The sequence below is a fragment of the Mixta sp. BE291 genome, from assembly GCF_031457955.1.
GTDB lineage: Bacteria > Pseudomonadota > Gammaproteobacteria > Enterobacterales > Enterobacteriaceae > Mixta.
Genome location: NZ_JAVDXN010000011.1, coordinates 24,077 through 48,403, shown reverse-complemented (window position 1 = coordinate 48,403; position 24,327 = coordinate 24,077). Strand labels below are relative to the sequence as shown.

Genomic DNA, 24,327 nt, shown 5'->3' with positions numbered 1-24,327 from the left:
CCCTGCGGAGGTGCAACTCCGGCAGGGCACCTTCTTAATGCGCTTTTGTGCCGTTCAGCTCGATATAAAGTCCGAGCCAGAACCCGGCCTCCGGCTCAACATTGAATGCCTGCCAGAGCATATTTCCCCCTCTGCTGCGTACGACCAGACGAAAGTGCGTGCCCTGATCGTCTTCAATCGTGACGTTGTTGTATGTGCGGGCAACGGCCTCTGCCTGCTCCCGGGTAAAGGGTCCGTTGGGAAGTAATGGTGTGTGACTGGTCATGGTATTCTCCGGTAGTGCGCCTGCCCTGCAGCCGCAGGTCAGCGGCGCTGCGGCCAACTCTAGAACGGGATGTCATCGTCAAAATCTGCCGGCGGGTGGTTGCCCTGCGGCGGTGCCTGGGGGTCAGGCTGCGGCTGTGCCGCACCGCGTCCGCCCCGGTTCCCTTTGCCACCATTACCTGACGCTGCCGGCGGCTGCTGAGGCTGGCCGCTGAACTGCTGTCCGGTCTGTTCGCCGCCGCCGCGCCCGCCCAGCATCTGCATGGTGCCCCCGACGTTCACCACCACTTCCGTGGTGTAGCGGTCCTGCCCACTCTGGTCCTGCCATTTCCGTGTCTGCAGTGCGCCTTCGATGTACACCTGAGCGCCTTTACGCAGAAACTCACCGGCCACTTCAGCCAGCTTTCCGAACAGCACCACGCGATGCCATTCCGTTTTTTCTCTGGTTTCCCCGGTCTGCTTGTCGCGCCAGGATTCAGAGGTGGCCAGCGTGATGTTCGCGACCGCACCGCCGTTTGGCATGTAGCGCACCTCGGGGTCCTGCCCCAGATTGCCGACCAGAATGACCTTATTGACGCCCCGTGAAGCCATAACATTTCTCCTCATGTAATTGGTTTTTTAACCACGTCACCCGTTGAGTTTCGGGAGCCGCGGTGTTGACGTTTTGTGGAAATCGGCTGGTTTTTTCCTCCGGTATTCACTTCACCCGTTTGAGATCCTTCGCCGCGAGGGCGTAAACCAGCGCGGGTGACGGCAGGCGTCCGGGGCGACGGGGAAATTTATTTCTGGTCTAACGAAGTGGCCGGAAAAAAATTTTCACGGCGTTCATTTCACCCTGGACGACCACGGCGCCTGTGCTTGTCTCAGCCCCGGCGAAAGGACTTAAACCGGTGAACGGCGTCGGAAAAGCACAGCACGATGCAGCAGCAACGGCGGCTGAGCGGCAGCGAAACGGCGTTGCGCCTCAGAGCGACGGCGGACTCTGGCCGTCGCGGTTCGCGCCAGCCCTGGGGCTGGCTGCAGCCCCTGCTTTGCCCTGCCGTGTCTGTGTTTTGGTCTGTGTTTTGGTCTGTGTTTTTTCTGCGGTTTTGGCCGGCTGCTGTTCAGCCGTCACCGTGCCTGCGTACGCGCCGCGGATGCTGGCAGACGGAAATGAGAAAAGCGGGGTGACAGAGTTTCAGAACAAATTCCCTATGCGACAGCTCCCTGAAAACTAACAGTGATCATACATAACGGGTTTCGCTTAAAAACCCTGCGCCGGCGTTTTCAGAGGAGCGCCAGCACGATTTCTGCTTTCGGCCCTCAGACCCCAGCCGACAGGCCCGGAACGCGTCCCCGGCGGTCCGGCGAAGCTTACCGGCTCTGCCGGTTAGCCGAGTGGGGCTGACGACCCGACAGGGGAGCCGGAGGGGGCCCTTATCCACATCTACGCTGCACATCCGGCGCATAAAGCTGTGGATAAACAGCTGCAGCCCCTGCCCACTGACGCCTGAAAAGCGCTGGTCAATAAATAACCTGCCGTTTCGCTGTAAAACTTTATAAATCAATGATCTTCTTTTTTTGCCATGCAGGTGTGATTCACTGTGTCTTGCACAGCCCTGAAAGCCAGTTAATACTACTGTAAATACATACAGCGTTTTAACAGGGACTTTTGCTATGTTTAACGCCTTTAAGTTGATGCACCCGGCGGACAATCCGCCGCCCAGCTTCAGGCCTCTTTTCCTGGAACGTGTACCCTGCGGGTTTCCCTCTGCCTGCCAGGACTATGCGGAACAGGAACTCGATCTGAACGAATATCTTATAGCCCACCGGGCAAGCACCTTCTTCCTGCGCGCGCAGGGCAACAGCATGCAGGACATCGGCCTTTATGACGGCGACCTGCTTATTGTCGATCGTTCCCTCAGACCAGAGCACGGCGACATTGTCATCGCGGAGCTTTACGGCGAATTCACGGTAAAGCGGCTGCTGCTTTCCCCGAAGGGTCCCGTACTCCAGCCCATGAACCCTGCCTACCCCGTTATCATTCCTGATCCGGATACGCTGGAAATCTTCGGCGTCGTTGTGCATTTCGTTCATACCGCGCGCAGGAGAAACTGACATGTTCGGTTTAATTGACGTGAACAGCTTTTACGCCAGTGCAGAGAAGGTCTTCCGGCCTGACCTGAAAAATGCACCGGTGGCCATCCTGTCGAATAATGACGGCTGCGTGATTGCCCGCAGCAGGGAAGCGAAGAAGTACGTGAAAATGGGCGAGCCGTGGTTTAAAATAAAAAATCAGCAATTCCCCGAAAAAATACATTTCTTTTCAAGCAATTACGCGCTTTACCACTCAATGAGTACCCGGGTCATGTCCTGTATCGAGGAGGTTGTGCCACGCCTGGAGGTCTACTCGGTGGACGAAGGTTTTTGCGACTGCCGTGGTATGGAGATGGCCATGCCCTATGAAGATTTTGGTCGCATGATCCGCAACCATGTCAAAACCTGCACCGGGCTGACGGTCGGCGTCGGGCTGGGCCCGACGAAAACACTGGCAAAGTCAGCGCAGTGGGCCGGGAAGGAATGGTCGCAGTTCGGCGGCGTGCTGGCGCTCACGCCGGGGAATCCGAGGCGGACCGAAAAGCTACTGTCTCGTCAGCCCGTGAGGGAACTCTGGGGCGTGGGCTCCCGGCTTGAAAAGCGCCTGCAGCTGCTTGGCGTGACAACGGCGCTCGATCTGGCGCGCACCTCCCCTACCCTTATCCGTAAAAACTTTGGCGTGGTGCTTGAGCGCACGGTACGTGAACTCAATGGCGAATCCTGCATCCCGATGGAGGATGCACCCCCACCAAAGCAGCAGATAGTGGTCAGCCGCAGCTTTGGCGAGCGCATCACGGAATACGATGCGATGCGTCAGTCAATTTGCGCTTATGCCGAGCGCGTAGCGGAAAAGCTGCGTGAGGACCGCCAGTTCTGTCATCACGTCTCGGTTTTCATCCGTACGTCGCCCTTCGACACCACCCAGGCCGGATACAGCAACACGGCATTCGTAAAGCTGCACATCGGCACGCAGGACACGCGAAACATTACTGAGGCAGCGGTGAAGTCCCTGGACGCTATCTGGCGCCCGGGCTATCGCTATGCGAAAGCCGGCATCATGCTCAGCGAGCTGCGGCCGAACGGCGTGGCGCAGCTGAACCTGTTTGATGATGAGGCGCCGCGTGCCGGCAGTGAAGCACTGATGAGCCTGATGGATTCGATGAACCGCTCCGGGCGCTACAGCATAGGCTTTGCGGGTAAAGGCATTGACCCGGAATGGAAGATGAAGCGGGAAATGCTGAGTCAGGCCTGGACGACGAACTGGAAAGATATACCGGTAGCAAAAGTGCGTTAAGGATGTTTACTGGATATCTGAAGGGATGACTCTCAGTTCATGAAGAGGTAAAAGTTTTCATATTAAGTGTCAGGCTGCCGGACTGCAGTGAAGGAGATTTTCTTTGCGTGCAGCCCGGCGCCTGTTTTAACTATCTGGAAAAAAACAGGCCCATCATTCGTCGTCCGGAAACATCCTGGAGCTGTTTGCGCGGGTATCGGCGACGTTTTTATCTTCCTGATGTACCGGTTTTTCTGCCTGAGCAGAATCTGTCGCACTGGCAGCCGGACCGAGTCTGGTCAGTAATGCCCGTATCACCGAATCGTCCGGCGTGAATGCATCAGGGATCACGCTGCTGATAATACGCTGGATATCCTGCAGCGTAACGTTTTCGGTTGCCAGCTCAGCGATCAGATTGGGGAGCCGGCGATCAATGGACGCCAGTGCGGCACCGGTGAGGAGAAAGGCGCGCATAGCGCGCCCCCGCTCTTTGAGGCGCGTTTCATCCAGCAAATCGACCGCTAACCTGTCCCCGGCCTGCTCATCCGGATACAGGTTAAACGCGATTTTGCGTGGTGAGGATTTTTCAGTCATTCGCGCTGCCTTCCTTCATTTCCAGCATGCCCAGCACCAAATCAAATTGTGGATCGTTGCTCGTGAAAAAGCGATCTGAGGGCACGTTGGTAGCTTTTTTTACAGCATCGGCAATCAGCTTTGCACCGCCGCCTACGCACATTACATGCGTATAGCCGGTAAAACGGTCGAGCGTATCCACCACGCGGTTAGTCAGAATGCGCTCTTTCTCTTCCATCGTGTTCAATACGGCCTGACGCAATTTGGCATCCGGAAGGCGATGTTCAATCCAGGCCTTTTCTTCACGGTGAACGATGATGTTATCTGCCTGAAGAGAACTGATGCGCGTATGCCCGGCGAGTGCGTTTTTAATACCGTTAGTGATAATGGAGACGCCAATTTTAGGATCGCACCAGGTATTCGTAATGCCGGACATTTTGCTCCGAACATGTGAAACGTCCAGGGTGGTACCGCCCAGATCCACAATAAGCAGTGAATCATCGTCCTGCAGTCCGGTCAGGACGTTGAAGCCTGCCGGAATGCTTTCAGGCAGAACAGTGACTTTGTCGATAGTGAAACCCTGCCTGTTTCCCTGCAGAGTAACGTCACGCTTAACGCTTTTTTTCTTGCGGGTAATATTTTCAGTTTTAGGCTGGAAATCAGCATTAAGGTATTCAGACAGCGGTAGCGTCACCACAACATCTATCACCTGTGGTTCTATGCCTGACTGCAGCAGTGCGTGATGAATTGCCACCGTATTAACCTGGCTGTACTGATAACGTGTTTCTGTTGTCACGACTGCATCGGCACTGCCTGGATCAAAGCTGAACTTTTCACCTTCGATTTCATAGTTTGCAGACTGACCATCATCAAACAGATTCAATGACCATTCTGGTTTAAAGCTGTTAGGGCTGATGAAGGTTTTAACCTCCCCATTTTCTTTCCACGCCAGCTTGATGTTAGTAGAGCCGTCGTCAACAAAAATGCGCATCGCAAACCTCACAGAAGTGGTTAAAAGTTAAAGTTCAGCAGAGATTACAACGTATCCTGAAATTGAAATGTATATAACACGAAATGGATAGTACCAGGTATCACCCCCCCTGTAAAGCAAAGATAGCAACTCTTACAACCCAAGTTAATGACATATATATATCACATAGTGACCTTCAAATGAGCGAGATACGAGTTAAGCACCATCTAATCTCTACATACATGACATATAATTAACATATACATATCTTTATCTTTTTTTGTACGAAGCCTAACAGGTAATCACATCAGGCTGTTTTGCTCGTTTCCTGATGAAACGCCGGTAAGCATTTGTCGTCAAAAAAACATACGGCTGGCAAACCTCGCCATCCTGGACAGCACCCCCTTCAGGCTTTTTATAACGCTTAACGGTACTGAGGGTAACATCAGATTCTTCAGCCACGCGCGGATGCTCCCATTACATGCGGCTTCTCCATAATCTCATCTCTAACCTTCTTTATTACCGTCCTATTAGCGCATCCGGTCCGCTGCACCACCCGTAAGGCCTTTATTAAGCAGAGCCTTAGCACTATTACAACAATGGCAACTGTTTAATGGATAAAACGAAGAAAATGGCTGTGAGACTTTTACTGGCAGGTTTAATGTGGCACTGCAGCTGGCGGACGCAGAACAGCACCTTGTTCTGTCAGACAAGCATCTGGCATACAATGAAATTTCGCTCACGCGTACTGGGAATTATATTTCCGATAGCATTACTGGGAGCCATTGTGTTGTTTTCCGGCAAATGACGTATGCTCCGTGTTCTTTATTCTCAATAAGAGCTTGAACGGCTGAAATCAGAGCTGAGAGTGTTACAGGATGAATATGACAGGCTCGCTGCTGAAGGCCCGGACGTTCTGGAAGAAACACGGCAAAAGAATCCCCGCGTATCAAGCGAGTTGCACATTCTTGAACAGGTAAGATACAAAACCGGACGCCTAAAGGCAGATCTCAATTACAAAAAAATCATTGTTGAAAAAGCAACAAAACACGCTCAATAAGCCGCTGCGAGGCGTTTTTTTACGTTGTTCTGCCCCCGTTCGGTAAAATGTCTGTGTTTCCAAAATAAAAATGCCGCTTCAGTAGCGGCATGATAAGCACCTTAAAGTCTCACTCTTATCAATTTCAGTCGTCACGGTAGCGATGGATCAGGTAGCTAGCCACAAGGATTAGCACCACAGCCAGAAACTGATAACCGCCTACACCGTACCACGGCCGTTCGTCGAAAAAGCCCATTTCCCTGGCACGTCCAACCACGCTGCCGAACTGTTCTTTATCTGCAACATAGTTAAGCAACGGGAACGTACCTGCAATGAACCAGGCTGCCAGAACGCCGTTAACCAGCCATGAAGGAAACAGGTCAATAAAATCTGACAGGCCGCCGCTGTGCCATGAAGACCGCCGCGCCATACTGAAAAAGTTATACCAGGATGCTATACAGAACGTCACCCATATAAGCACTGCAAAAACCATCGCCTTGAAAAAATTCACCCCGTCATAAATCGTATCAAGCATGTTGCCACCTCCTTTATCGCCTGAATGTTTAGCAGGGCTTATTAAATCACTTTTTCCCTTATAATTCGCGTTCTAACAATGAGTGATCGTCTCCAGATGTTTTTTATGCCATTCACCGGCCATTGGGTAAAACGCCAATTCAGCTGAACGCGGCGCAGATACGAAAAAAGGCGGGGTGGTCAGCCCCCGCCTTTGTTCAAGTTCCATCAGCCCTTAAGGGCGTCCGGTCAGTTGCTTAACGGCAACGATAATCTGCAATGTAACGTGAATTATCTTCAGCGCTACAAGGATAGTAGCCAGACTTATCACTTCGGCAGCCTCCTGTTATGGAGAGCGCCACACGCCGCAGGTGCTTTTGGGTTACCCCCCTGCGCCGCGTACCAGTAGTTAGCAGGTACAAGCAGCACTCTTTTGGGTGGAAGCAAACCGGACAGCACCACCTGTTTCCGGTCGGGGTAAAACTCTGCGCGTCTAAGCTTTAACCCACTTTTGAGAGGCTGCAACAGCGTAGCGCTGCCAACTGCGACGAGTATAAAGCCGTGCGGCCCAGGCCGCAACGTTGACGGGATCGTCAATCAGCGTTAATATTGAATACAGTTAGCAGGTACAAGCAGCACCGTACCGGCAGTGGTTACCAGCCGCGCCCGGTACAGAAAATTAACTCGGTTTACCAGACCGGGTTTTTTTTCGCCTCAAATATGCCGTTTCCGGCACAAGTCAGATCCTAACCGCTTTCTTTTGACTCAACAATTTTTTTACACCCCATTTTGTCCCCTTTTCTTTTTTTTATGGTATTCAGTAAAACGCCCATTCTGCAGAATCGTCTTTTACTACCGTCGGACACAAAAAAACCGCCTGTGAGGCGGTAGTTTTTGTAAAGCGGGCTCTGAATCCCTGCCATACTTTTAGATAAATCATCAAAGAATATAAAACAGGCAGAAAACGGCACATAATGAAAAAATTACTGTAATTGCCAGTGAATAAGCAACCTTTTTCCTTTCTGAGTCAATAATGCTATTTAACGTTGCTTCCTTGTTTTGTATTACCGACTCCCTGGGTAAATCATGCCAGTTTTTGAACTTTTTCATCTCTTCATATCTGCTAAGAGAGTATCGGATATAAAAATGATGCAACCAGAATAAAATAACCAGGCACAACGGTACCAGTTTGGAAAGGTTATCAAGGACATCGGTTGTTTCAGTCATATATTTACCTCTTTAACGTTCGGATTTTAGCGCTTCAGTTAGCGCCTCGACTGCCCATTTCGGGCACGTTCTGGAGCTGGGCTTGTCCGGATCATTTACCCACGATCTGACCGTTCTGACGGAGCATGGGCGGCGCGTGTACTCGCATATCAGCGTGGCGGCCTTGGCCTGCGTCAGCCCGTTTTCAGCCAGCAGGGCAAGAAACGCGGCTCTGTTATCTGACACAATAAGCACCGTTCTTTATAAATGTCACGCTGACCTTTCCTTTTGTCGGCACTTCCATTACTTCTCGTATTTTCTGACTGATCGCAATTTTTGACGGGCTTAGGCACTCTGGCACGCGGCCAAAAATCAGCCTGAACATGTAATACATAATCGTCAGGCAAATGCACATTGTAGTAATTGTACTGATGGTATAGGCCAGCCCTTCTGGCGTGGCACTTTGGATCTCTTTAATAAAGCCTGCCACTTCAGTTTCAGGACGGAACAAGCATGCAATCATAAATATCGCGGCAATGACGCCCAGGCTGCGAATAAAAGTAAAAAGAGCATGTTTAGCGAATTTAAAATAAATCCTGAAGTTGTCTAATACGGTACAGGCACGTATCCGCCAGTCTTTGTTTACCGATCTCACGATTTCTTCATACTGCTCAAGTGGCATCGCACCGACCTCGATACCGTTTACGCTGATAACTACCGTCCCCTCGCGCATCTAGCCGATCTCCGGTTACTGAGTGAAACAGGCACAATTGCCTGTTACAAATACAATAGGCACAAGTGCCTATCATGGCAAACACTTTTTCTCGTTTTTTTCGCCGTTCGGCAAAAGCCGCATAAAACCGGAGCCTGATTTAACAATGTCTCCCGCCCAGCAGTTTTTATCTGAGTCCTTAAAATAATCATATGGTAGTCTGTACCACCTGTTACTACAGAGGTTTATTCAATTGAATTGGTTCAAGATTTATAATCCAAAAACAAGAGAGTGGCGTCAGCAACATGAGGTTCAGGGGGTATATGGCCCTCTGATTGCCTTCACACAAAATGAATCCTGTGCAGGGTTCTGGTCTGAATCAGAAATTAGAGACATGACCATTCCAGCCGGAACAGAACTCATTGCGTTCAGCCCGACCCGGCATGATATCCGATACCGGGAGTGGTTCTGAATTACCCCGGCAGGCCTGTCCGTTTACCGCGCAGGGGTGATCACAGTGAATTTTCGTCCCATTCGGTAAAATCCTTATATTACCGAATGCACCCCGCAGCCACCGCAGAGAAAATATACTGTGGTTTTCCAGGCGGCTGCCGATACTACATATAGCGGCGAAGGGGAAGCCGGTGAGCCAACACCAGGGCAAAGCGTGCCGGTTCCCCTGCTGTGCCGTTCGGTAAACCTCCGGCAAGAGAGGCTTTAACCGAATGAGATTTACCGCCAGCATAAAAATAAAGGTTCCGGATATTTCCGTCTTCACAGCTTCTTAAGCATCGCCACTGCGTCAGTTCCCGGCATATGAAACTGCACTCGGTGCCGGGCAGCCACGTCCAGCGCAAACACCTTCGTGTACACTTCGGTGGACTTCATGCTTTTATGTCCCATCAGGCTCTGCAGCGCCTTCAGCGGAATGCCGGCGTACAGCATGTGCATGGCGTAGCTGTGGCGAAACGTGTGCGGCGTGACCGGCACGGAGAATGTCACGCCGTCAGCTGCTGCGGCCTCAACGGCTTCATTCAGCCAGGTCCGCACAGTCCTGTCCGTAACTGTCCATAAACGGACCTTCTCGGTACGCCCGGTCTCCGGATGACGCCGTTCCAGCGGAATGCGGAGCGTGGCAACCATCATTTCTAGCTGCGCGATAAACTGCGGATCGGATAACGGAACGAGGCGATGCGGAACCATCCCGGCCGGCATCCGGCCGGCACCCCGGGCGGCCTTTTCGCCCCGCTGCTTCAGGGTCGCCAGCTGCACATACGGATAAGGCGGCGCCAGGCTGAAATCCCCCCGGGTCAGCGCCAGCGCTTCGTTAATGCGCGCGCCCGTATTCCAGAGGGTGGTGAACAGCATCTTGCGGTGCAGATCCGGCACGTAGTGAAGCAGCGCACTGATTTCTGGCGCCAGAAGGTACTGCGGATATTCATCGTGCTGCGCGGCCATCTGGCGGAGTGCTAGCGCCGCCGGATAGTCGATGGCGACCGGCAGCTGGGTGACAGGCTGCTGTGAATAAAGTGATGGCAGTGTCATGATCATTCCTAATAATTATGTCGTTTTTCATGAGCCAACCGGGTAATCTCAAAAGCACGCGTCACTCGGGTTCGTCTGGCAGCGAAGATAATTGCCCTCTGCTCCCGGTACTGGGACCAGAGGTGGAGTGGTGCAGACCAGCTGTTCCCGGCCCCTTTCATAGCTGGCATTTTACAAAGTTTTCGCAGCCTGGCTGCGATAATAAATGCACGTATACCCAGCCTTACGGCCTGTTGCCGGTGCGCGAAGAAACCTTCGATGAAGTCGGGCGGATCGGCATCATCAAATGCTGTGCTGACAACGTTACGCGACTCTGCAATCATCGTTTCTAGCTCACGAATCTGATACATCAGATCAGACGGAAGTGAGCGCCAGTCGCCTTTGACGCCGGAAAATTCGATCCCGGGTATACTCGTCTCGAGGACTGCCAGGCCAGATCCATCCTCAGCATCTCCGTAGTCCGTGGCGGGCGGTACGCATTCTTCACCAAACCGCTCAAGCTGAAAAACCAGTTCGGTGGCAATAAAATACTGTTCCCTCTGAAGTTTTTCGCTTGCTGCTTTTCTTTCACGTTCAGCCGTGAAGTGGTGTGAAAGCCACTGACTTCCCAGCGCGCCGCCGATACCGGCCAGCGCTGCAATTGCCGGCATCCAGGCGGAAATCCCCTCAGCTGCGATGGTCATGAGCAAACTTTCCTAATATCGAGTTCCCAAGCAGTAATGCTGGTAATGGTCGGATTAATGGTAAATTCTTCCATATAGGCAAGAAACTCGTTGTCAGAAACAATCACCGTCATCCCGGAAACGAGCGTCCTCCTGAAGAAGTGTTTCTGCTGCTGCTTCAATAAAGCCGGAGACACGTAGGATGGCATCTGGGACCCGCTCTGGCCAGATATGTACAGGCTCATCAGCTAGAGTAAATCCATTGCGGTGAACCAGATCGTTACAATTGTCGATCACTACTCCTAGTTCTTCATAATCCCAGGCATGAGGCGTACTGAGCATGAGTTCAAAATAGCCTTTGATAGCATTGGGGTTCTGGAAGGTTTTTTTGACATAATGGCTTGGGCACGCCATGTAAAGGCCTTTTCAGGTGTTTCCTGTCAGAGCTTTTGCTCGAACCACTTTTTATTAAGCAGGGCCTTTCTTTCTTCTTCACTGCGCACCAGTTTGGTTGCATTTTTCATAAAAAAACGCAAAGTCGCTCCAGTGCGCCAGCTCCGGATACAGCTGACGCATGGCGCTCACTTCATCCACCGTTTCGGCACTGAGATCCGGCAGACCATCACCCGGGCTGGTAACAAACGTCATTTCATCAAACTCAAACGTATTCATAAAACATTCCTTTATGTCTGGCTTTTGTGCGCAGAATCAGGTGCGGGTTACTCGCGGGCAGGGTCATACTTTCTCTGCTCCACTGGCATCAGCCGTCATATCGCCCGGATTAACCTTCTCGCGGCCACCGAAAGGCATGTCCCGGATCTCCTTAAGATCAACTTCCCAACCGGTGAACCAGCCGTCCGGATCCTGCCCGGTCAACACCTGCTGCAGCCACCCGGACGTGGCGCGGCGGCGGAAATCCTGAAAATAAACCGGGTGATGCTGACCCACCACGGACCAGAAATCGAAGCTGTCATCCACCTCCCAGTCAAACGCGTTCATGGAGCAGTGTGCGCAGCGTTCTTTAAGGAAAAGCATAAAAGCGAGCAGCTTGCCGTGGCCGGTTCCGCCCGATCCGTCTTTACAGAGGTTAAATTCTGCGGTGACCGTTCCCAGCGCCATGTGTCCCGTTTCCGGATGAATACGCAGGCAGATCAGGGTGCCCTCGTGTCGCCCGCGGCTTATCCGGATAAACTCAAAGGCATACCGGGCATTATCCCCGGCCGGCAGAAAAAAATCGTGATAGTCCATGCCCAGGTCAGCCACCGGGAACGGCGCTTTACTGCCGTCAAGCAGCCATTCGGCGCGGGCATCAAAACTTTCGGCGATTGCATCGGCCAGCACAAACGGCAGCTCCTCCTTTCCCTCCATAATATCCATCAGAAGGCCGGGCGACGTATCCAGTTGCCGGGCCAGCTGTACGAGTTCAGGCACGCCTGCTTTATCTGCACGTCCGGACGTACGGTAATAGTTATCCGCCATCAGGCGATCAAACAGCCAGCGCAGCCGCCGGCCGGTGTCCTGCTGCCAGCGGGCGCGATCAGACAGGAGCGGACCGCTCTGTCCGGGAGGGGGATAGGCCGTCGCCAGCGCCATACGGATCTCGCCTTCCAGGGAGCGCTCATTTTTCATCGCTGACTGCTCAATGCGCTGATAAAGCCCCTCGTCAACGTTACGGGCCTGAATTTTCGCCATGACTCAACCTTTATTCCTGGTGTATGCGACAAATGGCAAACTGCACAAAAAGCAGAATGCGTCATATTAGAGGGTTATGAGTAACATTGTATTCATTATGAGTCAATAAGAATGCAAATAAGAGGCGGGAAGGATAATAACCATCACAACTGTTACTGAACGGAATTACCGTATCCTCTTATCCGCCACTTCCGACTTTTTCCGGATACGGCCGTTTCCGGAAGCGTAGCACGGGCGCCGTGCCGGGAAAAGCCCCGCGTCACCGGCTGCCATCACGGCCGCAACCCCATATCTGGTAGCTTACATGGTTGATCCTGCCACTACATGTAGTACGCTGCGCAAAAAACCGCCGCCGGAGGCAGCAGATCCGGTTCTAGGGGTTTTCGGATCTTAGTAAAGGAGGTGAACATGAAACATACAGAACAGTATACGAATTTTAAAAACGTATGCTTCGCAGTATTTAAATACGCTCCTATCTAGGATAGTTTATGAGTATTGCAGTAATGCACCCTCATATGAAAAGGTACGTTGGATGAGTGAAAAAGAACATGACATGACAAACGTCGGTGGAGAGAGCGTAACGTATACCCTGCGGAACATTCCTGCCGACATCGACCGGATGATCACCGACCTGGCAAATCATGCCCGTAAGCCAAAAGCGACATTTCTGCGTGAGTTCCTGGAAGAAAGCTTCCGCGACGTGATCGACAGTTTCTCCCTGAAGAACCCGCTCATTGCTTCCCTGGACGAGGAGCTGGCCTGTTACTTGGGCGCCGAGGTAATGGAGAAGCGCTTCCAGAGCCACTATATTACCCGCTCGAACCAGGAATACCAGAAGCTGCTGGGGATCTCGACCGAAGATGAGCTCCGCCGGGTCGTGCTGAACAATACGCCCTACCTCCAGGTACGTGCCGCCCAAGTGCTGAAAGGTTGGTCACGCATTCCGCGCGGGATCTCCCTGACTTTTTCCCTGTTTGCAGAGATTGCAGGGCGCGACAGGGAAACCATTGACCGTGCCTGGAACAGGATTTTCTACTCGCAACTGCAGGAGAAAAAACACCGCTTTTACCAGGATATCGAGGCCATCCGTGCCCTGAAAAAGCTTCCTGTCCTCTCTGGCTACCGCTGGACGAAGGATGACATTACCGTGCGTATCTACCGCCCAGAAGACTACGCCTACGGCGCATGGCGTGTTGTGCTGACCCTCCCTGAAAATTACGACATCCAGATGTGGAACATTCCGTTTCCCGAGCTTGAAAGCCGCCGCTTTACCGCCGACCCGGGCTACAGCGTCCTGATCAGCGCCGAACCCGACAGATGGGATCAGGCATTCCGTTTCGTGGACGGGACTTGTGAGCTTCATCTTTACACCAACGGCGTGGAAGAAGACCAGAATCCCACCCCGCTACCGGATGTCGCTCAGGCGTTGCTCAAAGTAGTGGCATATAACCTGCTGTAACGGTCCCGCGTCTGCGGGCACAACTGCATCATCAGGAGGGTGCAATGAAAAGACGACAGAGCCGCTATGTCAACGGCGGAGAGAGTTTCGCGGAGATCGCCCGTCGCCCGGCCGGGACGGTGGTGATGCTCAGCCTGAACACCGGTCTTGAGGATGCGCTGCGGGAGGCATCCAAATCCCTCAAGTCAGCCTTCACCCGTTCCGGGCGGAAATGCCGGCTGTCAGCGGGAACAGCCAAAGGACCGTTCTGCGGACGCCAGCAGGGCGTGGCAACCCATCTGTTTGTGGCGGTACTCTGAGGGGGCTCGGGCCAAAAAACTGGAAGATGTATTCGCTTGGCTGCCCTGTTTCAGGCGAGAATAAATAGGCAGAGACGGAATGAATAGCACTTTTTGCTAAAATCACACTAACAATATCATGCTATAGTTAGCTTAATGGATAAATTCGTCTTGCTAAACGATAAATTTTCCGTTAACCTTCCTTTCATAGTATTGCTCCGTCCTGCTGCCCCTCAAAAACCTTCAGAAATCCCGACCAGATGAGCATCCTCATTCCGGCCTGGCTTTTTTATGGATTTTTTCCGGGGGGGCATGGGTGACGCGCTTAAAATCAGTCTGACAAACAGGAGGATGAAAATGAACACACCATAGCTGAAGCGAAAGAAACAACATTCTGTACGGTATCAACAGCGTTCACATCAGTGAGGCGCGCGGTGCCTTTTACGAAAAAAACGAGGTCAAGAAGATGCTCATCACTAACACATCAGTGTTAACACCAACCATCCGATGGAGGATATATGGATTTTCTGAACGACACCGAGGGAACGGTTCTATTCCCGTACCAGACTGAAATCGCTTTTGTTCTGACGATTTTCACCACCGCTAAAAACCTTTCCGTCAGTGCCTGTGGGCATATCGGACAGAAGCAATACTGGAGCGCGAGTCTCTGTATTTTGCTTCTGCTGGCTTATGTGGGACTCTCTGCTGCGGTGGTTTGGGTTGTAATGCCCTGGCTGAAGGCCTTTGTTGTATCGAAATTTGCCGTTTCGGCACTGTGGGTCTCGCCAGCAAAAGGTGCGTTTCTCTGGGGTATCGGTAAGATGGTTGCAGCCATCCTCCCAAAACTAACGCCAAGCAACTAAGAGACGCAACTTATCTGAATAGAGGGAAAATGTCAACAGACATTTCCCCTCACCTCATGGCAGTGGCCCTGTGGTCACTGCCGCTTTCGCGTGGGTGCTACACGGCAAAATACCTCTGAGCAACAGTGTCTCCCGCCATCATTCTCCGACACAGGTGAGGCCGGAATTCGGACTGAAACGTAAACCGCGGGCCAGTCCGGTAGCGTTCATTATCGGCCAGCATTCTCTCAGCCAGAGAGAAATCCTTTTCACCGCAGAACACGTACTGTTCCGCATACTCCACCTGCAGCGCGTTGTAATGCGTCACATGATCAGGGGTAAGCGGCATGAGAAGATAGTCTGTATACCTCCGGATATGCTCGAGTCTTTCAAAAGGCTGAATATGACGCGGGACCAGGTGTGGTGCTCTGGCAAGCAGATGAAGAAGATGCTGCTTTTGACGAATCATCTGTTCACGGATGGAGAGGCAATACATGGCCAGCATCAGCGTCGATGACAGGGAGAGGTAGATCTGTATCCCGCGAACGGCCAGACCGATATTACCGTACGGACCTAAGTCATTGCTGTTCTTCATTACCACCGGATTATCTGACACGTAGAACGGATGTTCTGGTGCGGTTTCCAGGAGGTACCAGTCCTTCTTCAGCAGGTACTCAATATGCGGCACCTGCTGGACAAGCTGCCGCAAAAAAACGTCTCTTTGGGGGGGTGGGATTTTCGGATCTTAGAAGAAAAAGGAGTGGATTAATGCCCAAACTACAATAATGAAACAAGATACTTAACGAAAGTGCATTATTGTAAAATGAGCATCAATAATAGATATTGTTTACTTAAATGTGAATAAAAGAACACGACTCATATTTACCATATAAATTATGTACCCTTATGATGAACGAGACGGTAGTGTACTTGCGAAAATAAGAATAAACTTTACCAACCTTTCGTGGGAACTGGAGTATTCAGATATACGACAGAGCCCTGTGCCTTTGGCATTAAAAAATTAAAGGACTGAACATGGCGACCACAGTAATAGCTGCCTTTAACGAATTTATGAAAGATACCGTAAATCTAAAAAAGACAGATACCGATGACGCGCGTGCAAGTCGCGACTGGCTTATCGGTAAGATTAATGATTTTGAGAAGGACGATAAATTTCCGATGAGTTATCCAGCGATCCATATTGCCTTTGGATCCTTTGCCAGAAGAACCAAAATCCGTCCTTTGGACGATATCGATCTGATGTTCGGCTTATCCGCGCAGAGTGCCACCTATAACGTTCTGAGTGACCGGATCACTCTGACCTCTTCCGGCGAGGGGTCTCGCCTGCACGGGTATCGGCATTTGGGAGCTGACACTATCTGCTCCGTCAGAATTCTGAATGCCTTTAAAAAACGCCTGCAGGATATTGCCCAGTACGCCCAGGCTGATATCAGGCGTAACCAGGAAGCCGTCACGCTGAAACTGGTCAGCAAGGACTGGAATTTTGACATCGTACCCTGCTTTATTACCAGCGAAGATGCCTTTGGACGGACTTACTACCTGATCCCCGACGGCAACGGCCACTGGAAGTTTACCGACCCACGCAAAGACAGGGACAGAGTCACAACTATCAACGTGCAGAATAACGGCAATGTGCTCAATGTCATTAGAGCAGTCAAGTACTGGCAGCGGCGACCGACGATGCCCTCCATGAGTTCCTACCTGCTGGAAACGTTGATTCTAGACTATTACGCCGGCAGGACATCCTGCTTATCGTTTGTCGATATGGAGCTGGAAGCGCTTTTCCGCCATCTTAGTCTTTTCGTACAGTTCTCCGTCAACGATCCCAAAGGCATACAGGGAGATATCAACTCTCTTTCAGCCGAGGCTCGTAAGGCGATATCGGACAGATGTTATCTCGATGCGCAGAAGGCATCGGAGGCGAGACGGTTTGAGAATAATAAAGAGTATGAAAAATCCATCAATAAATGGCGCGACGTGTTCGGGCCGTCCTTTCCTATTTACGGGTGAACCATGAATGCCATTTACACGAACCAGTCGACCAGAGAAAACCTGGATTTACTGTATGCACAGGCCCGTGTCTACGACAGGGTAAAAAACTGGAGCAAACTGAATTTTCTCTTCAGCATCATCGTGCCACTCCTGCTTTCGCTCGTTACCGTATACAACCGAAGCCGGGGATTTGTCGATTCAGAGCTGCTATCTTCGCTGTTGGGGTTGTATGGACTCTTGGTGCTTACCTTTAACATTGCTATCAGCGGACACATATCGGCACTGCGCAGGAAGGCAGCCTCAATCCAGGAAATGTACGACTGCCGGGTACTTGGCATCCGGCGCAATGAACTGAAGGTGGAGGAGATCTCTCGGGATGAGATCATCCGGGCAGCTGCATATTTCAGAGACAGCCCGGAAAAAGCACGAAAGCGATTTGGCGAAGAGGGGTGGTACGTCAGTAAGGTGTATGACGCGCCACAGGCTGTAATGGCGCTCCTGTGCCACGGAAAAAACCTCGGCTGGGACAAATCGCTCAGGGAGGTGCTGCACGTGTTTTATCTTTCAGCTTTCATTGTCTCGCCTGTCGCGATGCTTGTTTACGGCATCGCCATGAAATCCGGGCTGAATGAGATCCTTTTCTATGTAGTGTTCACTTTGCCGGTCATCCGCTATTTCTTGCTTCAGTTTCTGGATAATCGCAGCAGTATGAAAAGAAGCGAGAAGCTGAAAAAGTACGTTGAGAAGGAATTATCCGGCATCAGGGTTTCCGGAAGGGCAGAAGAAGAGCAACTGGGTTATATACTTCGGAATATCCAGGATGAAATTTTTGCCTACCGAGCCTCATGCCCGCCCGTACCTAACGGTATTCAGCTGATAATGAAGCCCAAAAATGAGCGAATTTATGTTGATTACTTTGAAACGAATCTGAAGGAGATGCACCTTCAGGAGTAATACCCTTAGCTCCGTTATATGCTTTATCTATGCCGGAGCCACATTATAATAAACCATTCAGGTTGCCTGAATGAATGTCGGCGTAAACACATAGTCATCTTCACCTCAGATGGTTAGCATCCGGCTTTACCTTTTTTCGGATCTGCGAGTAAAGGAAACGGTAAGAAATATGATCTTATGTCGAATGCCGTAAATTCATATCTAATATGATGTTTATCACTTTATGTAATTTAATATCTGATATAATTTTTGCTTAATACTTATATGATCATCCTCAGTATGAATTTAACTCTTAAGGCACATGACCAGATAGAGCATTCAGAATGGATGAAAAAATATACTTTCGTCTCAGTTATGAAACGATGACCGGCGACACGGAAGATTTGGTTAACGGGTGTCTTGAACGGGCAAACCGCACGGGCAGCGATGTCAATGCGGAGATTGCCCGGGCACGCAGCGCCATTGAACTCTGGTACTGCCTGGCGCTGGCGGGTCGTGCTCCTGACGACGTCACTGACAGGGACCATCTGAGGCTCACCGAAATGATCCTGCACGCTCCAACGGAAGAACAACGTTCATGGCAGCAGTAACTTCCCGGCGGCCGTCACCGCTGCAGCGGCGTATTCTTATCGTGCTGGCCTCCCTGGCTGAACGCCGTCCGGGGCCGGTAGCCACGCGGGATATTGAGCGGGTACTGGCGCAGGGCGGTGATGCCCCGGTCTACGGGCCTAATCTGCGCGCCTCCTGCCGCCGCATGGAAGCCGCGGGCTGGCTGCGCACCCTGCGGGCACCTAACCTGCAGCTGGCCGTCGAACTCACGGACACAGGCAGGGAGGCTGCAGCGCCCTAGCTGCAGGCCGAGCGCGACGCTCAGGAGAGCGGCAGCGGGAAACCACTGTTCGCGTGCTGGCATCGCTGCCGGGCAACGCAGCGGACGGCGAATACGGCCTCCGGCTGGACGGTCAGGACTTCGTGGCCCGAGGCGCGGCCTACGTGGTGCGCCTGGACGGCACGACCTGCCTGCTGCTCAATCTGCAGGACGGCGCCACAAAGACGCTTTCGGGCGACGCCCTGCAAGTGGCGGACTGGTATCAGGCCTGCCTTCATGCGGGCCTGCCGGTGCGCGTGCAGGTTAACCCGGACACGCCGCTGCCCAGCCCGGAGAACGGCGCACCGTGAACGCAACGCAGAGAGGCTGAATTAATGTCAGACATAAAAACCTATCCCGTCTGCTTCACGGGTCAGGTAAAGACCGTTGAGTGTGACGCGACATTTCAGAAAGAGCAGGCTGACACGTTCAAACGCTATATCAGGTTTGCCCGGCAGAACAAGGCGACCACGCTGATAACCTGTCAGTGTATGAACGGGGGTGAGGAAGAAAACCGCCGCAGGCTGAAAGCCTGCTCTTCCTCCACGCATGATAACTACTGGCTGGCACGCTGGTCCTACAGTGGCGCCGAACATGCCCCCGACTGCCGTTTCTATTCTGTATGGTCGGACGAAAAGCAGAGCGAGATCTACACCTCAGACGTCGTTAAAACTGTCTCTCCCGGCTGCTTTCGTATCAAGCTGCCTACCGGACTGCAAAAAAAAGAGGCGATGGATCGGGATGCGCCGGCTCAGCCGCCCGCTACGAAAGCAGGGGGCAAACGCCGGCGTCAGTCAGCAATGCGTCTTCTTGGCCTGCTTCACTTCATGTGGGAACAGGCTGAAATCAACCACTGACATCCTAATTTTGACAAGCGTACCCGTGACGATGCCTGGGCTGCATGGCGCCTGAAGCAGGTGGCGGAGAAAATCAGCGTGGGGAAAACACCTCTGAAGTCTGTGCTGCTCATGATGGCACGCCCCGGTACGCAGGGGATCAAAAACAACTGGGCCACGGTTGATGCGGCCGCTGCGTCAAACAGACGCCTTGTGATGATTACCTGTCTGAAAACGTGCGCGCGTGAGGAGGAAGGTCACCTCAGCGGCACACTGCCGCTCGGTCAGGCCGCAGGTTTTCCGGCTCTCGACGTACCGGCAGATTTAATCAGTCGCCTGAACAGGAGTTTTGCCCGTGAGCTTGGCGACTGGCGGCGCGGACAGAAAGTCATGTTGATTGCCGAAACCGATCCGCCGGTGAAAAAATTCAGACAGCGTGACGGGAAACCTGTGCCGTACAGCACCTGCAGGATCATCGATGCAGCCCTGATGACCGTCAGTGACCGGTTTATTCCTCTCGACTCCTCCTGGGAGGGTGTGATCGAAGAAAAACTGTGGCAGGAGAAGCGGCATTTTATCAAGCCCCTGCGTTATGACGGCGAGGCGGACGTTTTCCCTGATTTTTTGCTGAAAGATGTGCCGGGCAGGGAGATCGTGCCGCTGGAAGTATTTGGTATGAACACGCCTGATTATCTCACGCGTAAGGCGGTCAAGCTTGCACATTATCGCGAAGAGTATGGCGAGGGAAACTGGTGGAGCTGGGATGCCTGTCTAGCGAATGCGGCAGCTGACATTCCAGCCTTTCCGGAAAAGGGATGATGCAGCTATTTATCAGTCTCAGGTTTTGCATAAACCGCATCGTTTCCTGAAGGGAACCGTCGGGACAGTTCCCTGTAAAAAGTAAGGCGCTCCCGAAAATACTCCCGATAATGCTCCGGCTGCTGTCGCTCTACCTCAGCAGCCAGCACCGGCATGTTCATGCGCTCTTTGTACGCAACGCCGGAAGCTGCGAGATCAATATTTACCCGTTCACGTTCTTCAGAAGAGCGTGCGGCAATGTTGTGTTCACTACGTTCTGTCATGATGCATCCTCTCTGTCGCATAAAATAACAGTTTTACGCGTTATTTTACTGTGAGTATTTCTGTAAGGCGCGTTGTGTAGCGGGGTGACAGCATCTCACGTTTCATCTGCCAGGCATTATCCGTTCCCTGTCCGGCAAACCAGACCTTACCCAGCCCGGACCGGTTGATCCGGTCCACAGCGGACATCAGTGCATCAGCGTTTGCGCGCGGCAGCTGCTGACTGAACATATCGAGCTGTGCCACGCCGGACTGATAAAAATCCCCCAGAGTAACGCCCGCTTTTGCATACCGGTATCCTTCTCGCCATATGCTTTCGAGAGCCCGCAGGGCAAAGCTGATGATGTCCCGGGTGTCACTGGTGGGGTATTCACAGGTCATCGTCGCTGCGTTCGCATACTGAGGCTCGTTTCCGTATCGACCGGTGGCAACTGACACACTGATATGCCGGCATTTAGAACCCTGCTCACGCAGTTTTTCTGCTGCACGGGTGGCATACGTGACTACGGCCTGCTGCAACTCGTCAATGCCTGTCACACGCTGTCCAAAACTACGGCTCACTACAATCTGCTGCTTTGGCGGCGGCGCATCTTCCAGTGCGAGACAGGATTCGCCGTTAAGTTCTCGAACGGTACGCTCCACTATCACGTCAAAACTTTTGCGGATCATGCTGATATTACTGTCAGCCAGCTGCAGCGCCGTACTGATACCCATTGCATGCAGACGTTTACTGAGCCTGCCACCTATCCCCCAGACATCATCCACGCTTACCAGAGCCAGTAGCTTGCGCTGCCGTTCAGGGCTGGAGAGATCGACTATGCCATTTGTAAGGGTCCATTTTTTGGCGGCAAAATTAGCCAGTTTGGCCAGCGTCTTGGAAGGGCCGAATCCTACGCCAATAGTCAGCCCGATCTCTTTCTTAACCCGAGCACGAATCTGGTGCCCAAAGGCTTCAAGAGGCATATAAGCTGCAATGCCGCTGACATCGAGAAAGCTTTCATCGATCGAATAAATTTCCTGCCCGGGTGCCATTTCTCCCAGGATAGCCATCATTCGCGCAGACATATCGCCATTTATGTGGAATGGAAAATCTACAGGATTATTTCGACTTTGAATGGCTGCTATGAGCGAGGAGCGGACGTTGAGTGAGATTCAAGCTCTCAGAAAATGCAGACCTTGAGGGCGATTCAGGCTGCAATTTATGTTTATATAAATATCGAGATTAGTAATAGAGTCTTTTTTAGGGGGGGTATGTGCGCATTCGACCATCATCTCGATTGATCATTCTTTCGCCTGAACATCACGTATTGCTCTTTAGGTTCTGTCATAAAGATGATGCTCTGAGGGGAAAAACATACTGGGCAACGCCGGGTGGAGGGCTTGAAAAAAATGAATCTTTCGAACAGGCCGCTATACGCGAATTATTTGAAGAAACGGGTTTGACAAGAACATTAGCAGGACCACAAATAGCGTCCCGAACCTTCACAATGATGCTACCAAGTGGGGAGACCGTACTTGCTAAAGAGCGTTTCTTTATGATTAATGCAAATACAGTAGATCTCGACCGCTCAGGGTGGAGTAGCAATGAAAAGGAAGTCATTCGCGATCATCATTGGTGGACACTAGAAGAGCTCATACACACCAATGAGACTATTTTCCCACGCGATTTAATCATCAGCATTCTTGAAAACAAGTCAGCCGGATCCTCGACGTTAACTGCATCATGATATCCCGAATGTCAGCTTCCGGCACATAACTGACGTTATGAACGGTGCCCTGTGAAGCTTTTGAAATCAAACCGATAATACGAAGGCGGCTGTCCCGTGACACGGCGGAACATCGTGGCGAAAGATGATGCATTGTCGTATCCGAGAGTGAGTGCCACTTCATTCACCGGTTTACCTGTTATCAGCAACGTCAGTGCACTGACGACACAGGCTCGCTGTCGCCATGCAGAAAATGACATGCCGGTTTGCCGTAAGAAAAGTCGACGAAAGGTACTGGCGCTCATAAACAGCGTACTGGCCCAGCGCTCAGCAGGGTCATGGATTGAGGGGTTGAGTAAAAACGCCTGACAAAGAGCCAACAGAGCCGGATGTTGTGGCAGCGGAATATCGAATTCGCGAACCGGCATTTCCGCCAGTTCCAGTAACAGCAGATTTACCAGCGCACGGTCGCGTGCGCTGTCATACATCAGCGGCAAATCCACGGCATCAAGCAACAACTGACGTAACAATGGCGATACGCCGATCACCTTACAGTGTCGATGCTTAATCGATCCCGTCACACATGTTGGTTCAATATATAAGCTACGCGTGGTCACACCTACAAACCGGACAGCGTGAGGGGTTTCGGGTGGGATCCATACTGCATGTTGTGGGGGAACAACCCACTCTCCGTTACAGGTTGAGACGTACATGAGACCCGTTGCGCCATACAGCAGCTGCGCGCGGCGATGTTGGTGTTGTGGCAGTATAAATCCCTGCGCATAGTCATTGCCTAACGCCACCACTTCACGATCGAGCTTATCGACATCTTCAATTTTTACGTTGCGCACACCGGTCTCCGTCTGAACGATTTACAAAGGTAATTGAGCGCTGCGCAAATGGGAAGCAGGATGCTACCGGTATAAGCTGCTCGCTCATTTTCAGGTCGGGGATATTCTTTTGAACGATATCGCAATTATTGCACTGGCAGGCTTTACTACCGGTATCACCACGGTGCTCTTTGGTTTTGGGGGCGGTTTTGTCGTGGTGCCATTTGTTTATCAACTGATGCTGCGGCAGTCTGAGCTGGCAGGAAACGCCATGCATATCGCGGTTGCTACCTCAACGGCGGTGATGATATTTAACGCGGGCTGGGTCAGCTATCGAAACTGGCGCGCCGGCAAACTTCCAGCGCAGACATTGTTCCCATTATTATGGTTTATCGCCATCGGGGCTGTCGTGGGTTCCTGTCTGGCGGGAGTCTTCAGCGAGAATATTGTTCGCGCACTGTTCATTCTTTATATGCTGGTAACCATTGGCGATTGTTTGTTGCGCAAAGGTTTTTTTAGCTGCAGTTCCCCGCGTCGCTTGTCACTTTCTGTGGTAACGGGCGGCGGAGTGATCATCGGCATGATAGCCGCATTGCTGGGCGTGGGTGGCAGCGTGATGACAGTGCCATTATTACGGCGACACGGCTATGCGATGGGTGAATGTATTAGCGCTTCTAACCCGCTTTCTCTGCCTGTCGCGCTGTGTGGTGCCGTGACGTATGCAGTCATTGGTTGGCAAAATATTCCGGTGAGCGGATTTCTCGGTTTCATCAGCCTGAAAATTTTAGGCCTGTTGGTACTGACGGGCTGGGCTGGAATAGTTTTTAGCCGTCGGGTTATACCTGCTTTACCTGACATATGGCACGCACGAATCTATGTAATACTGCTGTGCCTGGTGCTACTGGCGATGCTGCTCCAGTAAATCCATCCATCGCG

At 52.0% G+C, this 24,327-nt stretch carries 26 protein-coding genes and 3 pseudogenes; 13 read left to right on the top strand and 16 right to left on the bottom strand.

Going from position 1 to position 24,327, the window contains the following annotated elements:
* Window positions 1-34 precede the first annotated feature (34 nt).
* Entirely contained in the window at window positions 35-265 is a 231-nt protein-coding gene (locus tag J2X14_RS19025) for a DUF905 family protein (RefSeq protein WP_352412719.1), read from the bottom strand.
* 59 nt (window positions 266-324) lie between these two features.
* Window positions 325-855 (bottom strand): single-stranded DNA-binding protein, encoded by a 531-nt coding sequence (locus tag J2X14_RS19020; protein ID WP_352412718.1) that lies wholly within the window; start codon window positions 853-855, stop codon window positions 325-327.
* Between the two features lie 1,065 nt (window positions 856-1,920).
* Here J2X14_RS19020 and umuD point away from each other — a divergent pair.
* A complete protein-coding gene (gene umuD, locus J2X14_RS19015) occupies window positions 1,921-2,361 on the top strand; it encodes a translesion error-prone DNA polymerase V autoproteolytic subunit (protein ID WP_352412717.1) in 441 nt (146 codons plus the stop codon).
* Between the two features lies 1 nt (window position 2,362).
* Complete coding sequence (gene umuC, locus J2X14_RS19010; RefSeq protein WP_352412716.1) at window positions 2,363-3,634, top strand: translesion error-prone DNA polymerase V subunit UmuC; 1,272 nt, start codon at window positions 2,363-2,365, stop codon at window positions 3,632-3,634.
* A gap of 153 nt (window positions 3,635-3,787) precedes the next feature.
* On the opposite strand, the gene J2X14_RS19005 is transcribed toward umuC (J2X14_RS19010), so the two are convergent.
* On the bottom strand, window positions 3,788-4,207 hold the full coding sequence (locus tag J2X14_RS19005; RefSeq protein ID WP_352412715.1) for a plasmid partitioning/stability family protein: 420 nt from the start codon (window positions 4,205-4,207) through the stop codon (window positions 3,788-3,790).
* Window positions 4,200-5,177 carry a plasmid segregation protein ParM gene (locus tag J2X14_RS19000; RefSeq protein ID WP_352412714.1) on the bottom strand — a complete coding sequence of 326 codons (978 nt, stop codon included), beginning with the start codon at window positions 5,175-5,177 and terminating at the stop codon, window positions 4,200-4,202. Before J2X14_RS19000 ends, J2X14_RS19005 begins: the two co-directional genes overlap by 8 nt.
* Window positions 5,178-6,024: 847 nt before the next feature.
* Here J2X14_RS19000 and J2X14_RS18995 point away from each other — a divergent pair.
* Window positions 6,025-6,216: a hypothetical protein gene (locus J2X14_RS18995; protein WP_352412713.1), complete on the top strand. Its 192-nt coding sequence runs from the start codon at window positions 6,025-6,027 to the stop codon at window positions 6,214-6,216.
* Window positions 6,217-6,340: 124 nt separating this feature from the next.
* Here J2X14_RS18995 and J2X14_RS18990 read toward each other — a convergent pair whose 3' ends face one another.
* The 8 genes from J2X14_RS18990 to J2X14_RS18955 form a co-directional block, all read right to left on the bottom strand.
* Window positions 6,341-6,730, bottom strand: coding sequence for a hypothetical protein (locus J2X14_RS18990; RefSeq protein WP_352412712.1), 390 nt, complete (start codon window positions 6,728-6,730; stop codon window positions 6,341-6,343).
* A 917-nt stretch (window positions 6,731-7,647) separates the two neighbouring features.
* The gene (locus tag J2X14_RS18985) at window positions 7,648-7,935 is read right to left on the bottom strand and encodes a hypothetical protein (protein ID WP_352412711.1); all 288 of its coding nucleotides are present in this window, start codon (window positions 7,933-7,935) and stop codon (window positions 7,648-7,650) included.
* 214 nt (window positions 7,936-8,149) lie between these two features.
* Window positions 8,150-8,647, bottom strand: a complete 498-nt coding sequence (locus tag J2X14_RS18980) for a hypothetical protein (RefSeq protein WP_352412710.1) — start codon at window positions 8,645-8,647, stop codon at window positions 8,150-8,152.
* A 753-nt stretch (window positions 8,648-9,400) separates the two neighbouring features.
* Window positions 9,401-10,177, bottom strand: coding sequence for a site-specific integrase (locus J2X14_RS18975; protein ID WP_502890034.1), 777 nt, complete (start codon window positions 10,175-10,177; stop codon window positions 9,401-9,403).
* 2 nt (window positions 10,178-10,179) lie between these two features.
* Window positions 10,180-10,854, bottom strand: a complete 675-nt coding sequence (locus tag J2X14_RS18970) for a hypothetical protein (RefSeq protein ID WP_352412708.1) — start codon at window positions 10,852-10,854, stop codon at window positions 10,180-10,182.
* 93 nt (window positions 10,855-10,947) lie between these two features.
* Window positions 10,948-11,247: a hypothetical protein gene (locus J2X14_RS18965; protein ID WP_352412707.1), complete on the bottom strand. Its 300-nt coding sequence runs from the start codon at window positions 11,245-11,247 to the stop codon at window positions 10,948-10,950.
* A 78-nt stretch (window positions 11,248-11,325) separates the two neighbouring features.
* Complete coding sequence (locus J2X14_RS18960) at window positions 11,326-11,505, bottom strand: hypothetical protein (RefSeq protein WP_352412706.1); 180 nt, start codon at window positions 11,503-11,505, stop codon at window positions 11,326-11,328.
* A gap of 63 nt (window positions 11,506-11,568) precedes the next feature.
* Window positions 11,569-12,525 (bottom strand): FitA-like ribbon-helix-helix domain-containing protein, encoded by a 957-nt coding sequence (locus J2X14_RS18955; RefSeq protein WP_352412705.1) that lies wholly within the window; start codon window positions 12,523-12,525, stop codon window positions 11,569-11,571.
* Window positions 12,526-13,057: 532 nt separating this feature from the next.
* Here J2X14_RS18955 and J2X14_RS18950 point away from each other — a divergent pair.
* The 3 genes from J2X14_RS18950 (at window position 13,058) to J2X14_RS18940 (ending at window position 15,125) form a co-directional block, all read left to right on the top strand.
* Complete coding sequence (locus J2X14_RS18950; RefSeq protein ID WP_352412704.1) at window positions 13,058-13,984, top strand: hypothetical protein; 927 nt, start codon at window positions 13,058-13,060, stop codon at window positions 13,982-13,984.
* 44 nt (window positions 13,985-14,028) lie between these two features.
* On the top strand, window positions 14,029-14,283 hold the full coding sequence (locus tag J2X14_RS18945; protein ID WP_352412703.1) for a hypothetical protein: 255 nt from the start codon (window positions 14,029-14,031) through the stop codon (window positions 14,281-14,283).
* A gap of 497 nt (window positions 14,284-14,780) precedes the next feature.
* Window positions 14,781-15,125 (top strand): abortive infection protein, encoded by a 345-nt coding sequence (locus J2X14_RS18940; RefSeq protein ID WP_352412702.1) that lies wholly within the window; start codon window positions 14,781-14,783, stop codon window positions 15,123-15,125.
* A gap of 175 nt (window positions 15,126-15,300) precedes the next feature.
* Here the strand turns inward: J2X14_RS18940 and J2X14_RS18935 are convergent.
* A pseudogene (locus J2X14_RS18935) lies at window positions 15,301-15,825 on the bottom strand (DUF4238 domain-containing protein); the annotation flags it as partial.
* 314 nt (window positions 15,826-16,139) lie between these two features.
* Here J2X14_RS18935 and J2X14_RS18930 point away from each other — a divergent pair.
* The 5 genes and pseudogenes from J2X14_RS18930 (at window position 16,140) to J2X14_RS18910 (ending at window position 20,594) form a co-directional block, all read left to right on the top strand.
* Complete coding sequence (locus J2X14_RS18930) at window positions 16,140-17,135, top strand: SMODS domain-containing nucleotidyltransferase (RefSeq protein WP_352412701.1); 996 nt, start codon at window positions 16,140-16,142, stop codon at window positions 17,133-17,135.
* Window positions 17,136-17,138: 3 nt separating this feature from the next.
* On the top strand, window positions 17,139-18,071 hold the full coding sequence (locus J2X14_RS18925) for an S-4TM family putative pore-forming effector (protein ID WP_352412700.1): 933 nt from the start codon (window positions 17,139-17,141) through the stop codon (window positions 18,069-18,071).
* Between the two features lie 323 nt (window positions 18,072-18,394).
* Window positions 18,395-18,661, top strand: coding sequence for a hypothetical protein (locus J2X14_RS18920; protein ID WP_352412699.1), 267 nt, complete (start codon window positions 18,395-18,397; stop codon window positions 18,659-18,661).
* Window positions 18,649-19,250, top strand: a pseudogene (locus J2X14_RS18915) (hypothetical protein). Before J2X14_RS18920 ends, J2X14_RS18915 begins: the two are co-directional and overlap by 13 nt.
* A gap of 24 nt (window positions 19,251-19,274) precedes the next feature.
* Window positions 19,275-20,594: pseudogene (locus J2X14_RS18910) on the top strand (DUF1173 family protein).
* Between the two features lie 5 nt (window positions 20,595-20,599).
* Here J2X14_RS18910 and J2X14_RS18905 read toward each other — a convergent pair.
* Both J2X14_RS18905 and umuC (J2X14_RS18900) read right to left on the bottom strand, forming a co-directional pair.
* Window positions 20,600-20,857 carry a DNA polymerase III subunit theta gene (locus J2X14_RS18905; protein WP_352412698.1) on the bottom strand — a complete coding sequence of 86 codons (258 nt, stop codon included), beginning with the start codon at window positions 20,855-20,857 and terminating at the stop codon, window positions 20,600-20,602.
* Between the two features lie 40 nt (window positions 20,858-20,897).
* Entirely contained in the window at window positions 20,898-21,932 is a 1,035-nt protein-coding gene (umuC, locus tag J2X14_RS18900; RefSeq protein WP_352412773.1) for a translesion error-prone DNA polymerase V subunit UmuC, read from the bottom strand.
* A 176-nt stretch (window positions 21,933-22,108) separates the two neighbouring features.
* Between umuC (J2X14_RS18900) and J2X14_RS18895 the strand changes: the two genes are divergently transcribed.
* Window positions 22,109-22,582, top strand: a complete 474-nt coding sequence (locus J2X14_RS18895; RefSeq protein ID WP_352412697.1) for an NUDIX hydrolase — start codon at window positions 22,109-22,111, stop codon at window positions 22,580-22,582.
* A gap of 35 nt (window positions 22,583-22,617) precedes the next feature.
* On the opposite strand, the gene J2X14_RS18890 is transcribed toward J2X14_RS18895, so the two are convergent.
* Entirely contained in the window at window positions 22,618-23,412 is a 795-nt protein-coding gene (locus J2X14_RS18890) for an AraC family transcriptional regulator (RefSeq protein ID WP_352412696.1), read from the bottom strand.
* A 109-nt stretch (window positions 23,413-23,521) separates the two neighbouring features.
* Between J2X14_RS18890 and J2X14_RS18885 the strand changes: the two genes are divergently transcribed.
* Window positions 23,522-24,313, top strand: a complete 792-nt coding sequence (locus tag J2X14_RS18885; protein ID WP_352412695.1) for a sulfite exporter TauE/SafE family protein — start codon at window positions 23,522-23,524, stop codon at window positions 24,311-24,313.
* The last annotated feature ends 14 nt before the right edge of the window (window positions 24,314-24,327 follow it).

Coding starts and splice junctions, on each gene's coding strand:
- J2X14_RS18925 (WP_352412700.1), top strand. CDS start 17,139: ATGAATGCCATTTACACGAACCAGTCGACCAGAGAAAACCTGGATTTA.
- umuD (WP_352412717.1), top strand. CDS start 1,921: ATGTTTAACGCCTTTAAGTTGATGCACCCGGCGGACAATCCGCCGCCC.
- J2X14_RS18960 (WP_352412706.1), bottom strand. CDS start 11,505: ATGAATACGTTTGAGTTTGATGAAATGACGTTTGTTACCAGCCCGGGT.
- J2X14_RS19020 (WP_352412718.1), bottom strand. CDS start 855: ATGGCTTCACGGGGCGTCAATAAGGTCATTCTGGTCGGCAATCTGGGG.
- J2X14_RS18930 (WP_352412701.1), top strand. CDS start 16,140: ATGGCGACCACAGTAATAGCTGCCTTTAACGAATTTATGAAAGATACC.
- J2X14_RS18970 (WP_352412708.1), bottom strand. CDS start 10,854: ATGACCATCGCAGCTGAGGGGATTTCCGCCTGGATGCCGGCAATTGCA.
- J2X14_RS19025 (WP_352412719.1), bottom strand. CDS start 265: ATGACCAGTCACACACCATTACTTCCCAACGGACCCTTTACCCGGGAG.
- J2X14_RS18955 (WP_352412705.1), bottom strand. CDS start 12,525: ATGGCGAAAATTCAGGCCCGTAACGTTGACGAGGGGCTTTATCAGCGC.
- J2X14_RS18980 (WP_352412710.1), bottom strand. CDS start 8,647: ATGCGCGAGGGGACGGTAGTTATCAGCGTAAACGGTATCGAGGTCGGT.
- J2X14_RS18965 (WP_352412707.1), bottom strand. CDS start 11,247: ATGGCGTGCCCAAGCCATTATGTCAAAAAAACCTTCCAGAACCCCAAT.
- J2X14_RS18950 (WP_352412704.1), top strand. CDS start 13,058: ATGAGTGAAAAAGAACATGACATGACAAACGTCGGTGGAGAGAGCGTA.
- J2X14_RS18945 (WP_352412703.1), top strand. CDS start 14,029: ATGAAAAGACGACAGAGCCGCTATGTCAACGGCGGAGAGAGTTTCGCG.
- J2X14_RS19005 (WP_352412715.1), bottom strand. CDS start 4,207: ATGACTGAAAAATCCTCACCACGCAAAATCGCGTTTAACCTGTATCCG.
- J2X14_RS18940 (WP_352412702.1), top strand. CDS start 14,781: ATGGATTTTCTGAACGACACCGAGGGAACGGTTCTATTCCCGTACCAG.
- J2X14_RS18990 (WP_352412712.1), bottom strand. CDS start 6,730: ATGCTTGATACGATTTATGACGGGGTGAATTTTTTCAAGGCGATGGTT.
- J2X14_RS18905 (WP_352412698.1), bottom strand. CDS start 20,857: ATGACAGAACGTAGTGAACACAACATTGCCGCACGCTCTTCTGAAGAA.
- J2X14_RS18920 (WP_352412699.1), top strand. CDS start 18,395: ATGGATGAAAAAATATACTTTCGTCTCAGTTATGAAACGATGACCGGC.
- J2X14_RS19000 (WP_352412714.1), bottom strand. CDS start 5,177: ATGCGCATTTTTGTTGACGACGGCTCTACTAACATCAAGCTGGCGTGG.
- umuC (WP_352412716.1), top strand. CDS start 2,363: ATGTTCGGTTTAATTGACGTGAACAGCTTTTACGCCAGTGCAGAGAAG.
- J2X14_RS18975 (WP_502890034.1), bottom strand. CDS start 10,177: ATGATCATGACACTGCCATCACTTTATTCACAGCAGCCTGTCACCCAG.
- J2X14_RS18985 (WP_352412711.1), bottom strand. CDS start 7,935: ATGACTGAAACAACCGATGTCCTTGATAACCTTTCCAAACTGGTACCG.